Source organism: Limnoglobus sp. (assembly GCF_059499385.1).
Genome location: NZ_JCABYM010000078.1, coordinates 31,693 through 44,654 on the forward strand (window position 1 = coordinate 31,693; position 12,962 = coordinate 44,654).

Annotated in this window: 8 protein-coding genes; 6 read left to right on the forward strand and 2 right to left on the reverse strand. The window is 69.9% G+C overall.

The features are described 5' to 3' along the window. Positions 1 to 192: 192 nt before the first annotated feature. Complete coding sequence (locus AC5JJ2_RS14365; protein WP_495858689.1) at positions 193 to 1,197, reverse strand: DNA integrity scanning protein DisA nucleotide-binding domain protein; 1,005 nt, start codon at positions 1,195 to 1,197, stop codon at positions 193 to 195. Between the two features lie 206 nt (positions 1,198 to 1,403). Here AC5JJ2_RS14365 and AC5JJ2_RS14370 point away from each other — a divergent pair, with 206 nt between their 5' ends. After that, the gene (locus tag AC5JJ2_RS14370) at positions 1,404 to 2,222 is read left to right on the forward strand and encodes a phytanoyl-CoA dioxygenase family protein (protein ID WP_495858690.1); all 819 of its coding nucleotides are present in this window, start codon (positions 1,404 to 1,406) and stop codon (positions 2,220 to 2,222) included. A 217-nt stretch (positions 2,223 to 2,439) separates the two neighbouring features. Here the strand turns inward: AC5JJ2_RS14370 and AC5JJ2_RS14375 are convergent, their stop codons facing one another. Beyond that, on the reverse strand, positions 2,440 to 3,573 hold the full coding sequence (locus tag AC5JJ2_RS14375; RefSeq protein ID WP_495858691.1) for a pyridoxal-phosphate-dependent aminotransferase family protein: 1,134 nt from the start codon (positions 3,571 to 3,573) through the stop codon (positions 2,440 to 2,442). A gap of 151 nt (positions 3,574 to 3,724) precedes the next feature. Between AC5JJ2_RS14375 and AC5JJ2_RS14380 the strand changes: the two genes are divergently transcribed. The 5 genes from AC5JJ2_RS14380 (at position 3,725) to AC5JJ2_RS14400 (ending at position 12,780) form a co-directional block, all read left to right on the forward strand. Beyond that, positions 3,725 to 6,448, forward strand: coding sequence for a DUF1553 domain-containing protein (locus tag AC5JJ2_RS14380; RefSeq protein WP_495858692.1), 2,724 nt, complete (start codon positions 3,725 to 3,727; stop codon positions 6,446 to 6,448). A 90-nt stretch (positions 6,449 to 6,538) separates the two neighbouring features. Next, positions 6,539 to 7,051: an ECF-type sigma factor gene (locus AC5JJ2_RS14385; RefSeq protein ID WP_495858693.1), complete on the forward strand. Its 513-nt coding sequence runs from the start codon at positions 6,539 to 6,541 to the stop codon at positions 7,049 to 7,051. Between the two features lie 68 nt (positions 7,052 to 7,119). Then, on the forward strand, positions 7,120 to 9,942 hold the full coding sequence (locus AC5JJ2_RS14390; protein ID WP_495858694.1) for a protein kinase domain-containing protein: 2,823 nt from the start codon (positions 7,120 to 7,122) through the stop codon (positions 9,940 to 9,942). Positions 9,943 to 10,076: 134 nt separating this feature from the next. Continuing rightward, the gene (gene fhcD / locus AC5JJ2_RS14395) at positions 10,077 to 10,991 is read left to right on the forward strand and encodes a formylmethanofuran--tetrahydromethanopterin N-formyltransferase (RefSeq protein ID WP_495858695.1); all 915 of its coding nucleotides are present in this window, start codon (positions 10,077 to 10,079) and stop codon (positions 10,989 to 10,991) included. A gap of 205 nt (positions 10,992 to 11,196) precedes the next feature. Continuing rightward, entirely contained in the window at positions 11,197 to 12,780 is a 1,584-nt protein-coding gene (locus AC5JJ2_RS14400) for a hypothetical protein (RefSeq protein ID WP_495858696.1), read from the forward strand. Positions 12,781 to 12,962: the final 182 nt, after the last annotated feature.

Genomic DNA, 12,962 nt, shown 5'->3' on the forward strand with positions numbered 1-12,962 from the left:
CCCCCCCCCCCCCCCCCCGGGGGCCGCGGGGCCCCCGCCCCCCCCCCCCCCCCGCCGGCCCCCGCCCCCCCCCCCCCCCCCCCCGAGCGTCCCACCCCGGTGAGAATCGCATCCAGGGAAGGGAGGTTACCCCCCTCCCTAACCCTCCCCCCAAGGGGGGAGGGAACAAGACAACCAACCCCGGCCCCGCGGCTACGTCCCGCGGCCGCGGCCGGGGCCGAACACGCCGGACCCCACCGCCCGAACGATCTCGCCCCCCTCGCCGTCTTCCGGCAGCTCGAACTTGAGCGGCTGCCAGACGTGCGGCCGGTCGAGCGGCTCGATGCGCAGCTTCTCCTCCCCGCCCTGGAACACCCGCGTCGTCCCGCTCGACTGGCTCACCACGAACGCGATCGCCTTCGTCTTCTTGCTGATCGCCGCCCCGGACAGGTGGCGGCTGCCGAACCCCTTCGGCAGGTCCACCCCCTCCGTCGGCACGTCCAGGTAGACGCACGCCGCCTCCGCGATGCCGTCCCGGTCGATCAGGATCGCGCCGTCGAGCTTCGCGATCTCCTTGATCTGCTCCCGCACGTCCCGGAACCGGATGTCCCGCTCCTTCTTCGTGTACCCGCGGAACGGGTTGAAGTTGCGGAACTTCGACATGGCGTGGACCTTCCGCGTGTCGCCGACGACGATGATCGCCCCGGTCGGGTGGCCCTCCCGCCCCTCGCGGCCGATCTCCGTCGCCAGGTCCACGACCGCCTTCAGCACGTCCTGCGGGACGCCGGGGCCGAGCTTCCGCAGGTCCTGCGTCGTCATCTTTTCCAGGTGCTCGCCGAGGTGGATGACGCTGAGCGTGTCGATCGGCTCCGGGGCGTCGTCCAGGCTGGCGATGCCGTTGTACAACACGACGACGTGCGCCCCCGGCTTCAGCTTCTCCTCGGTGACGGCGCGGAGCAGGGCGTTGCTCATCCGCTCCTGCGTGGGCAGCGGCTCCGGGTCGAGGTCGATGACCGTCCAGTCCTCCCGCTCCCGCAGCGTCTTCGTCAGGGCCGGGCTTTCGGCCGCGACGAACAGCCGGCAGCCGAGCAGCTTCTGCGACACCTCGTCCCAGTCCAGCGGCGTCTCGGTGAGCAGCAGGACGGCGTCGGCCGGCAGCCCCCGCACGGTGTCGCGGGCGGCCTGCAGCAGGGCCGCGGTTTGCATCGGTAACGTCATGGCCAGTCGCTCGCGAACCACCGCAGAGATGATGTCGCCCAATACTAAGTGACGGCCGGCCGGTCAGCCACCCGGCGGGCCGGGATTTTCGGAAGATTTCGCCAAGTCGTTCGTGGAACCCGGAGCGGGTGATGCCCGTTGACACCGCCCCGGCCGGACGGTACAAGGGCCGTCCGAACCGCGGTCATTATTCAGGGGTGCGCGTCATGTCGTTGACGATGTTGGGCCTTCGCCACCGGGTCGCGGGCGCGATGAAGCGGCTGCCGATGGTCCGGGACCTCCTGGCCAGCCCGACGTGGCGGCGGCCGCCCCTGACGGCGGACCAGTACGGCCAGTACCACGGGTCCGGCCACATCGTCATCACGCCGGGGTTCCCGACGGCCGTCCTCGACCGGGCGATCTCGGAGCTGGCCGACCACCCGGACATGCGGGAGAACCTGCACCACGGCAGCCGGGTGTTCGACGGGTGGAAGGTGAGCGCCGCCGTCCGCGAGATCGCGCTGTCCACGTACGTGCTGCGGGTGCTGCACCAGCTGTACGGCCGCAAGCCGCGGCCGTTTCAGACGCTGAACTTCCCGATCGGCACGGAGCAGAAGGTCCACTCGGACGTGATCCACTTCGCGTCCGACCCGCCGACGTTCATGTGCGGCGTGTGGGTGGCGTTGGAGGACATCGACCTCGGCAACGGGGCGCTGGTGTACTACCCCGGCAGCCACAAGCTGCCGGTCGTGACGATGGAGGACGTGGCCCCCGGCCCCGGCCCGGAGCACTACCCGCTGTACGAGAAGCACATCGAGAAGATGGTGAAGGACTTGAAACTCGAACCGGCCCGCGCGATCCTGCGGAAGGGGCAGGCGCTAATCTGGGCGTCGAACCTGCTGCACGGCGGCGGCACGCACGTGGACAAGAGCCGGACGCGGCACAGCCAGGTGACGCACTACTTCTTCGAGGGCTGCCAGTACTACCAGCCGCTGTCGAGCTACGGCGGCTACCGCCACCTCAAGATCGACGAGTGGGTGCGGTAAACACGGTTTTCAGGCTGAAAGCCTGGAACATGTCAGCCCAGGGCAACGCCCTGGGTCTGACCGCACCCCAATTGCGACAAGCCCTGAAAGGGCGGAACACTCTTCCGCCCTTTCAGGGCTTGTCGCGTTGGGTTAGCTACCCAGGGCGTTGCCCTGGGCTGACATGTCCAACCCCTTCGGGGTGAAAACCATCGACTGCCGTGGAACTTTTGTCCCTTTACTTCCCCGCGAACGCCTTCTGGAACGCGGCCACGCCGACGCCCGGCTCGACCTTGTGCCCGGATTCGCTCAGCACCAACTCCAGGGCTGCGATCGCGCCGAGCACCTCGAACGCGTCGGTGTAGCCCATGTGCGACAGCCGCCAGATCTTGCCCTTCATGTTGTCCTGGCCGTCGGCGAGCTTGAACCCGTACTTCTTCTCCATCGTCTTGAGCGTCGCCGACCCGTCCACGCCGGCCGGGACGGTGATGACCGTCAGCCCGTTGTTCGGCCGCTCCGCGAACAACTCCAGCCCGAGCGCCTTCACGGCCGCGCGGGCGGCGGCCGCCATCTTCGCGTGCCGCGCCCAGAGGTTCTCGATCCCTTCCGCGCGAATCCGCTTGAGGCTCGCCCGCTGGGCCTTGATGAGCGTGTTCGCCGGGGTGAACGGCGTGTCGCTCTCGGCGATCGACTTCTTGTACCGCCGCAGGTCGAGGTAGAAGTTCCGCACCGGCGTCGCGTCGATCTTCTTCCACGCCTTCTCGCCGACGCTGACGAACGCGAGGCCCGGCGGGAGCATGAGCGCCTTTTGCGAGCCGGTGACGACGATGTCGAGGTTCCACTTGTCCGTGTGGCACTCCATCGCGCCGAGGCCGGAGATGGCGTCCACGATCAGGATCGCGTCCGTCTTGGCGACGAACTTGCCGAACGCTTCGAGGTCGTGCCCCACGCCCGTCGAAGTTTCGCTCAGCGTCGCGAGTACGGCCTTCGCGTCCGGGTTCGCCTTCAAGGCGGCGTCGAGCATGTCCGGCGTGACGGCCTTGCCATACGGGACTTCGACGGCGACGACGTTGATGCCGTAAGCCTTTAAGACGCCCCGCCACCGCTCGCCCCACCGCCCGGCGGTGAGGAGGATGGCCTTCTCGCCGGCCGCGAGGCTGCTCGAGACGGCCGCGTCCATCCCGCCGGTCCCGGAGCTGGTGATCGTCAGCACCGTGTTCGTCGTCTGGAAGACGTACTTCAGGTCCTCGGTCATTTCCGCGAGGATCGCCTTCGCCTCGGCCGACCGGTGGTAGGTCACCGGCTTGGCGAGTTCGAGGAGCGTTTCCTCCGGAACCGGGGTCGGGCCGGGGGTGAACAGACGCGCTTTCATCGTCGGGAATCCCAGTGAGAGGACGTTGAACCGAACCGTTAGTTTACGGAGCGGGGCGGTCCGTTTCGAGTTCGCGAAGAACCGCTGGCCGCCCCGCCCGGCGGTGTGGTAAACTTTGCTACCCGCCGAAGTGCCACGTTCCCGGTGCGCAATGCCCCGCCTGTTGTTGCTAACGATTCTCCTGATCGTACCGCCCGCCGCGGCCGCGCCGCCGGGCTTCGACCGCGAGGTCGCACCGGTCCTGGCGAAGTGCGTGGCGTGCCACTCCGGGCCGACGCCGAAGGGGGAACTCGACCTCAGCCGGAAGAAGACGGCGTTCGCCGGCGGCAGCCTGGGGCCGGCGGTCGTGGCCGGGAAGCCGGACGCCAGCCCGGTGTGGGAGAAGGTCAGTACGAACGCGATGCCGCCGAAGAAGCCGCTGACCGACGCGGAGAAGGCGACGCTGAAGGCGTGGATCGAATCCGGCGCGACGTGGGGGACCGACCCGCTGCCGACGCCGACGGCGGCGAAGCCGGACGACTGGTGGGCGTTCCGACCGCTGCCGAAACCGGGTACTGGGTACTCAGTACCGGGTACTCAGTACCGAGTACCCGGTACGCCGATCGACCGCTTCATCCTCGCGAAACTCGAACAGCACAAGCTCACGCTGTCACCCGAGGCGGACCGCCGCACGCTCATTCGGCGGCTCAAGTTCGACCTGCTCGGTCTGCCGCCGACGATGGAAGAAGTGGAGGCGTTCGCGAAGGACAGGTCGCCGGACGCCTACGAGAAGCTCGTCGAGACGTTCCTTGCGTCGCCGCAATACGGGGAGCGGTGGGCGAGGCACTGGCTGGACGTGGTGCGGTTCGCCGAGAGCCACGGGTTCGAGATGAACCAGCCGCGGCCGACCGCGTGGCCGTACCGCGACTGGGTGATCGCGAGCCTGAACGCGGACAAGCCCTACGACCGGTTCGTGTTCGAGCAACTGGCCGGCGACGCCGTCGGGGCGGACGCGGCGACCGGGTTCCTCGTCGCCGGGCCGTGGGACCAGGTGAAAAGCCCTGACCCCGCGCTGACGGCCCAGCAGCGGGCGGACGAGCTGCACGACATCGTGAGCGTGACCGGCTCCGCGTTCCTCGGCCTCACCGTCGGCTGCGCCCGCTGCCACGCCCACAAGTTCGACCCGATCTCGCAGCTCGACTACTACCGGCTGAAGGCCGTGTTCGCCGGCGTCCAGCACGGCGAGCGGGAGGTCCGCACCGGCGACACGGCCGCGCGGTTGAAGCAGATCGACGAGGCGAAAGCCGCACTGGCGAAACTCGAGTCGCGGCTCGCGGACCTGGAACCGCTCACGGACCCGGCGGCGACGGCGGCCCGGCGACTGCCGGTCAACCCGCGGCTGAACGTCGAGCGGTTCCCGCCGGTGACGGCGAAACACGTCCGGTTCGTCGTGTTCGCCACCAACAACCTCGAACCGTGCGTGGACGAACTCGAAATCTTCGCCGGCGCGAAGAACGTCGCCCGCGGCGGGACGCCGTCGTCCGCCGGGAACTACGTCACCAATTCCCCGATCCATCAACTCGTGAACGTCAACGACGGCAAGTACGGGAACAGTTACAGCTGGATTTCCAACGCCGTCGGCCGCGGCCGGGTGCAGATCGAGTTGCCGGACGCCGCCGAGATCGACCGCGTGCAGTGGGGCCGCGACCGCGAGGGGCAGTACAAGGACCGGCTGCCGACCCGCTACCGCATCGACGTTTCGCCCGACGGCAAGACCTGGAGCGTCGTCGCGTCGTCCGACGACCGGCTCGACTTCGGCACGGCCGCGACGCACCCGCCGGGGATGAACAAGGACGATCGCGCGGCGTGGGACCGATTGACGAAGGAAGCCGAGCAACTCCGGGCGAAGCTCGCGGCGCTGTCGCGGGCGGACATGATGTACGTCGGCAAGATGGGGTCGCCCGAGCCGACGTTCCGCCTTCACCGCGGCGACGCGACGGCGGCCCGGGAATCGGTCGGCCCCGGCGGGCTGGACGAGATCGGCCCGAAGCTCGTCATTCCGCCGACGGCGCTGGATGTCGGCCGGCGGGTCGCGTTCGCGAAGTGGGTGACGGCCCACCCGCTGACGGCCCGCGTGATCGCCAACCGCGTCTGGCAGTACCACTTCGGGACGGGGCTGGTCGATACGCCCAGCGACTTCGGCCGCAACGGCGGGACGCCGTCGCACCCGGAACTGCTCGATTGGCTCGCGGCCGACCTCGTCGAACACAAGTGGTCCCTCAAGCACCTGCACCGGCAGATCGTCACGTCGCGGACGTACCGCCAGTCGTCGAAGGCCAACGCGGACGGACGGGCGAAGGACGCGCAGTCCCGGCTGCTCTGGCGCTACCCGCCCCGCCGCCTCGAAGCGGAGGCGATCCGCGACGCGATCCTGGCGACGACCGGCAAGCTCGACCTCACTCCCGGCGGCCCCGGCTTCGACCTGTTCGAGCCGAACACGAACTACGTACGGGTCTACACGCCGAAGCAAACCTTCGGCCCGGCCGAGTTCCGGCGGATGGTCTACCAGGAGAAGCCGCGGATGCAGCTGGACGACACGTTCGGTGCGTTCGACTGCCCGGACGGCGGCCAGATCGCGCCGAAACGAACCGCGTCCACGACGCCGCTGCAATCGCTGAACCTGCTGAACGGCGCGTTCCTCGCGCAGCAGGCTGGGTTCTTCGCGAAGCGGATCGAGACGGCCGCGGACCCGGTGCGGGCGGCGTTCCGGCTCGCGTTCCAACGCGACCCGTCGCCGACGGAGGCGGCCGCGGCCGCGGCGCTGGTGAAGGCCCACGGGCTGCCGGCCCTGGGCCGGGCCGTGCTGAACGCGAACGAGTTCCTGTTCGTGGATTGACCGGATTCGCCGCCCGCCGCCGTTACGAATCTTCTCATCCTTTGGCCGCGATGTTGCACGCGGTTACCGCGCCAGCTTATACTCATGGTCATGAGCGAGGTCCCGCGGCGGCTCGAGGAGGCGGTCCCCGTCGTTTACGACGAACTCCGCCGTTTGGCCGCCACCCAGCTCTCGCAGGAAGTCGCCGGGCAGACGCTCAGCCCCACGTCGCTCGTCCACGAGGCGTACCTCCGGCTCGCCGCCGCCCCCGGCTGGGAGTCGGACCGGCACTTCTTCAACGCCGCCGCCCTCGCCATGCGTCGCATCCTCGTGGACCGGTCGCGGGCGAAACGGGCCGAGAAACGCGGGGGAAATCTCCGCCGCCAGGCCCTCGACGAGGTCGCCCCGGAGCAGGGCGAGGAGTTGGACATCGTCGGCCTCGACGAGGCGCTCGGGCTGCTCGCCACCGCCGACCCGCTCGCGGCCGAACTCGTGCAGCTGCGGTTCTTCGCCGGCCGCACCCGCGACCAGGCGGCCGAGTTGTTGGACATTTCCCCCCGCCAGGCGGATCGCGTCTGGGCGTTCGCCAAGGCTTGGCTGTTCGAGCGGCTCAGCAGCGTCTGAGCAAATGGCGCGAACGGCCCCGCGAATCCGCATAGTAAGTATGCCTGCCCTCCCGCCGGAGTTGCGCGATGACGGACCGGGAACTGTTCCTATTGGCCCTGGACATCTCCGACGACGGACCGCGACAGGCGTTCCTGTCGGAAAGGTGCGCAAACTACCCCGCCCAGCGGGGCCGGGTGGAGCGGTTGCTCCGGGCGTATGACGCGGCCGGGGCGTTCCTGGAGAAGTCGCTCGACGAGGTCGTCCCGACCATTTTCCAGCCGGCCGAGCACACCGCCTGCCTGAACAACAACGTCGGCGCGGGGACCGTCCTCGCCGGCCGGTACACGCTGCTGCGGCCCCTCGGCCAGGGCGGCATGGGCGTCGTCTGGGCCGCCGAGCAGACCGAACCCGTCGCCCGGCTGGTCGCCGCCAAGCTCATCCGCCCCGGCCTCGACTCCGAGTCCGTCGTCGTCCGGTTCGCGGCCGAGCGGCAGACGCTGGCCATGATGGACCACCCGAACATCGCCAAGGTGTTCGACGGCGGCACGACCGAGGACGGCCGGCCGTTCGTCGTCATGGAGCTCGTGGACGGCGTCCCGATCACCCGGTTCTGCGACGACAACAAGCTGCCGCTCAAGCAACGGCTCGAACTCTTCACCGCCGTCTGCCAGGCCATCCACCACGCGCACCAGAAGGGGATCATCCACCGCGACCTGAAGCCGTCGAACGTCCTCGTCACGATCAAGGACGACCGGCCGGTCCCGAAGATCATCGACTTCGGCGTGGCGAAGGCGACGAACCACCGGCTGCACGACCACAGCCTGTACACCGGCCTCGGGAACGTCATCGGCACGCCGCAGTACATGTCCCCGGAGCAGGCCGGGATGAACCCGCAGGACGTGGACACCCGCAGCGACATCTACTCCCTCGGCGTGCTGCTGTACGAACTCCTCACCGGCCGGCTGCCGTTCGAGACGGCGGCGGAGGGGGCCATCGGCATCGTGGACCTGCTCCGGGCGATCCGCGAGCAGGAGCCGACCCGGCCGAGCGACGTGCGGCCGACCGCGGCGGTCGCCGCCGCCCGCGGGACGACGGCCGCGAAGCTGGCCCTCGGCCTCCGCGGGGAGCTCGACTGGATCGCGGTGAAGTGCCTGGAGAAGGACCGGAACCGGCGGTACGAGTCGGCCCACAGCCTGTCCGCGGACATCTGGCGGCACCTGCTCGACGAGCCGGTGACGGCCGGCCCGCCGTCGAAGACGTACCGGCTGCGGAAGCTCGTCCGCAAGCACCGCGGGCCGATGATCGCCGTCAGCCTGGTGCTGCTCGTGGTCGTCGGCGGGAGCATCGGCACGACCATCGGCATGGTCCGGGCCGCCCGCGCCGAGGAGGACGCCAAGGACCAGGCCCGCAAGGCCGAGAAGCGGTTCTCGCTGGCGCAGGCGGCGGTCGATTCGTACCTGACCGTCATCACCGACGACAAGGAACTCCGCCGGGCCGACCACCACGACCTGCGGCAGCGGCTGCTGACGAACGCCCTGCCGTTCCACCGCCGGCTGGCCGAGGAGCAGCCGAACGACCCCGGCCAACTGGCCGCCCAGGCGCGGGCGCTCGGCCGGCACGCCGACCTGTCCCGCGAGGTCGGCGACCTGGCGACGGCCGTGCAGAGCCTCGAGTCCGCCGAGCGGATCCTGGCCGGGCTGCAAGAGAAGCACCCGCGGATCGACCACCGGCTCGAGCAGGGGATGATCTACCGCCGGCTCGCCGACCTGTCGGCCGACCGGGCCGACCACCTCGTCGCCCGGAAGCGGTACGACACGGCCGTGTCCGTCCTGTACCAGCTCATCGGCCAGGAGCCGGACAACTGGGCCGCGAGCCTGGAGCTGGCCCGGACGTTCAACAACTGCGGGCTGTGGCTGAGCAACAAGGGGGACGCGACGGCCGCCGTGTACTACGACCGGGCGCTGTCGGTCGTGGACGCGCTGGCCGAGCGGGACCCGGCGAACGAGGAGATCGCGGAGATGCAGTCGGTCTGCCGCAACAACCTCGGCGTGCTGCACACCAGCCACCGGGACTTCGCCGCGGCCCGCGTCTGTCTGGAGAAGGGGCTGGCCATCGCCGAGAAGCTCGTCGCGGCCGACCCGGACGAGCCGTCGTACGTCCAGAAGCTCGCCGGGACGCAGGCGAACCTCGCGCGGATGATCGCGGCCGAGGGGAACCCGAAGGCCGCCCGCGACCCGATGGAGCGGGCGGCGGCGGCCTTGAAGAAGCTCGCCGAGCGGTTCCCGAAGGTTCCGGAGTACCGGTTCCAGTGGGCCGGCGTGGAGAACAACGCGGCCATGCTCCAGGCGGACACCGGCGAGCCGGTGGTGGCGCTCGACCGGCACACGGCCGTGATCGCCGCCCTGGAGCAGTACGCGAAGCAGGACCACCCGCACCTGCCGGAGTTCCTGAGCAACTGCCACGCCGGCCGGGCGCGGGCGCTGGAGGGGCTGAACCGCCAGGCCGAAGCGAGTGAGGCGTGGAAGAAGGCCGTGACCCACGCCCCGGCCAGCACGCTGGCGGCGCACCAGTCGAGCTACGCGACGAACCTCGCCCGGACCGGCCGGTTCGCGGAGGCGGTCGAGGTGGCCCGGAAGCTGGAGGCGAGCGAGTCCGGCGAGGTGCTGTACAACGCGGCGTGCGTGTACGCCATCTGCCACCGGCGGACGAAGTCCACGGCCGACGCGAGCCGGGCGCTGGCCCTGCTGCGGACGGCCATCACCAAGGGGTACTCGGACCGCGTCTTCATCCGCAACGACCCGGACTTCGAGAGCCTCCGCGAGAACGACGACTTCCGACTGCTCATCACCCAGCAGCAGCCGCAGTCCAACCACGCCGACCGGCCGACCGCCCCGATCAAGGTGTCGTAGTTCACGAGTCGATCCTCCGTAGAACCCGGAGCGGTAGCGACGGGGTGTCGCGCGACACCCCGTCGCTACCGCTCCGGGTTCTACCCGTTCTGAGGTCGCTATAACAGGCGTGCCGCCCACGGGAGCCGCGCGCCATGCCCGCGATCATCGACGACACCTACGCCGAGGCGTTCCGGTCGATCTACGCCGAGGTCCTCGTCACCGCCCGCGACGACCACTGGCTCGACACCGCCGCCCGGCACGCGACCGGGAACGCGTCGTCGTCCATCCTGTGCGACTGCGAGGCGGGCGTCAGCCGCACGGTTCCCGCGGCCGAGACGCCGGACGGCCGGCCCGGCGTCGTGTTGCAGTTCCACGTCCCCCGCTTTTGGAAGGACCGCGAGCAGAAGCTCGAACGCGCCCTCCTCGTCCGCGTCAGCCAGAACGTGCTGACGTGCCCGACCGCGGCCTGCTTCAACGTGCTGCCGGCGGACGAGAGGTGGTTCCCGCTCGGCCGGAAGGTCGCGTACTTCGGCGACGGCCACCAGTTCAAGGCCGAGCGGTTCGGCCGCCGCGTTCGCGTGATCCCGATCCTCAGCGGCGAGTTCGTCATCGAGCGGCGGGTCGGCTGGGCCGACGGGCTGATGGGCGGCAACCTCTGGTTCTTCGGCGAGACGGCCGACGCCGCGCTCGATGCCGCCCAACTCGCCGTCGTCGGCGCGCGGTCGGTCCCCGGCGTCAGCCTGCCGTTCCCCGGCGGCGTCGCGTCGAGCGGGTCGAAGGCGGGCAGCAAGTACACGTTCAGCATCGCCAGCACCTACGCCGAGTATTGCCCGACGCTAAGGGGGAAGGAGGGCGTGGCGACGCGGCTGCCGGACGGCGTCGCGAGCGTGCAGGAGATCATCATCAACGGACCGGACCTGAAGGCGATCGCCGCCGCGACGCAGGCGGCCATCGCCGCCGCGCGGGGCGTGCCGGGATTGCAGCGCATCTCGGCCGGCAACTACGGCGGGCGGCTGGGCAAGAGCTTCGTCTACCTGCACACAGAGAAACAGCCGGGTCTTTCGTAGGTCGGGTCGCACCCTAATATAGCCGCCGGCTTGCCGGCGTGGTTTTGCGCCCCCCGAAACCCCGCCGGCAAGCCGGCGGCTATATAGAGCATTCGAGAGAAATGAATTCATCGCACATTTCGTGATGCCCGCCGGCCGCCGCGCGGTACGATGCGGCGTGACGGTCCTCCCCCTTTCGCCCTCACCTCGTTTCTCGGAGACTCCGATGGCCCTCTCCCACCGCCGCGAATTCCTGGAAGACGTCGGCCGCGGCATGCTCGTCGCCAGCGTCGGGTCCGCCTTGGCCCTCGACCTCGGCCTCGGCACGGTTCGCGCCGACGAGGAGCCGAAGGCGTTGACCTTCGGCGACCTCGAACCGCTCGTCGCCTTGCTGCAAGAGACGCCCGCCGCGAAGTTGCTGCCGGTCCTCGCCGCGAAGCAGAAGGACGGCCTCACGCTCCGCACGCTGACCACGGCCGCGGCCCTCGCCAACGCCCGCACGTTCGGCGGCGAGGACTACTTCGGGTTCCACACGTTCATGGCCCTCGCCCCGGCGTACCAGATGGCGCAGGAGCTGCCGAAGGGCGAGCAGCCGCTGCCGGTCTGGAAGGTGCTGTACCGCAACGCGCACTACACGGAAAAGGTCGGCGGCCGGGCGAAGGAGGTGCTGAAGCCGATCCCGGCGAACGAGATTCCGGCCGAGAAGCTGACCCCGGAGGAGGTGCGGAAGGCCGTCAACAGCGGCAGCGGGTCGAAGGCCGAGCGCGCCCTCGCGGCGATGGGCCGGCAGTCGCCCGAAGACATGCTCAACAGCGCCATCCTCGGCGTCGAGGACAACCACGACGTTCACAGCGCCGTGATGCCGTGGCGGGCGTGGACGATGCTCGACTTCGTCGGCCGCGACCACGCCCTGACGATGCTCCGGCAATCGGTCCGGCAGTGCGCGAAGCGGTGCCACGACAGCCGGGCGAAGCCGGAAGACGTGGCCCGCGCGCGGGCGGTCCTGCCGAAGTTGCTCGACCAGCACAAGCTGCTCGGCGGCCCGGCCGGGAAGCGGGAGGCGGACGACGCCTGGATCGACAAGCTGGCCCAGACGATCTACACGTCGAAGCCGGAGGCGGCGGGCGACGCGGTCGCCGCGGCCTTGGCGGAGGGGTTCTCGCCGGAGCACGTCGGCGAGGCGATCTCGGTCGCGTCGAACCAACTCGTCCTGCGGCAGACGGCGAACTGGGGCGCGAACTACGGCAAGCGGACGCACGGCGACTCGCCCGGCGTCCACGCGTCGGACGCGACGAACGCCTGGCGGAACATGGCCCGCGTGAGCAACCCGCGGAACCGCGCCGCCGGGCTGATCCTCGCGGCGATGAACGTGGCCGGCAGTTCCGACTGGGCGCTGCACACGAAGCCGCCGGGCATGGAGGCCGAGTCGTACCCGCACGCGGAGCACCTGGAGGCGGTGAAGTCGAAGGACCCGGCCGAGTTGCTGAAGCAACTCGACGGCGCGGTCCGCGAGAACGACCAGCTCCGGGCGTGCGCCCTCGTCCACACCTACGGGAAGGCCGGGCACGAGTCACGGCCGGTGTTCGACCTGCTGTTGCGGTACGCGGTCAGCGAGGACGGCCGGCTGCACGCGGAGAAGTTCTACCGGACGGCGTGCGAGGAGTTCGCGACCACGCGGCCGAGCCTGCGGTGGCGGCAACTGGTGGCGCTGGCCCGCGTGTCGGCGAGTTCCTACGGGTTCAGCCAGTCCGACAAGAAGGAAGGCCGCGCGCCGGGCTACGAGGAATCGCGGCGGCTGCTGGGGGTTTAGCGCTCGACATGTTCCCGTCGTGAAGGGGTTGACCCTGGTTTTCACCCCGAAGGGGTGGCACATGTCAGCCCAGGGCAAGGAGCGCAGCGACGCCGCCCTGGGTGACGACCGCACCCACAATCGGGACAAGCCCTGAAAGGGCGGAAGAGTGTTCCGCCCTTTCAGGGCTTGTTGCGTCGGGT

Excerpts from the sequence above, each read along its gene's own strand:
- AC5JJ2_RS14370 (WP_495858690.1), top strand. The coding sequence starts at position 1,404 with ATGTCGTTGACGATGTTGGGCCTTCGCCACCGGGTCGCGGGCGCGATG.
- fhcD (WP_495858695.1), top strand. The coding sequence starts at position 10,077 with ATGCCCGCGATCATCGACGACACCTACGCCGAGGCGTTCCGGTCGATC.
- AC5JJ2_RS14400 (WP_495858696.1), top strand. The coding sequence starts at position 11,197 with ATGGCCCTCTCCCACCGCCGCGAATTCCTGGAAGACGTCGGCCGCGGC.
- AC5JJ2_RS14390 (WP_495858694.1), top strand. The coding sequence starts at position 7,120 with ATGACGGACCGGGAACTGTTCCTATTGGCCCTGGACATCTCCGACGAC.
- AC5JJ2_RS14375 (WP_495858691.1), bottom strand. The coding sequence starts at position 3,573 with ATGAAAGCGCGTCTGTTCACCCCCGGCCCGACCCCGGTTCCGGAGGAA.
- AC5JJ2_RS14385 (WP_495858693.1), top strand. The coding sequence starts at position 6,539 with ATGAGCGAGGTCCCGCGGCGGCTCGAGGAGGCGGTCCCCGTCGTTTAC.
- AC5JJ2_RS14365 (WP_495858689.1), bottom strand. The coding sequence starts at position 1,197 with ATGACGTTACCGATGCAAACCGCGGCCCTGCTGCAGGCCGCCCGCGAC.
- AC5JJ2_RS14380 (WP_495858692.1), top strand. The coding sequence starts at position 3,725 with ATGCCCCGCCTGTTGTTGCTAACGATTCTCCTGATCGTACCGCCCGCC.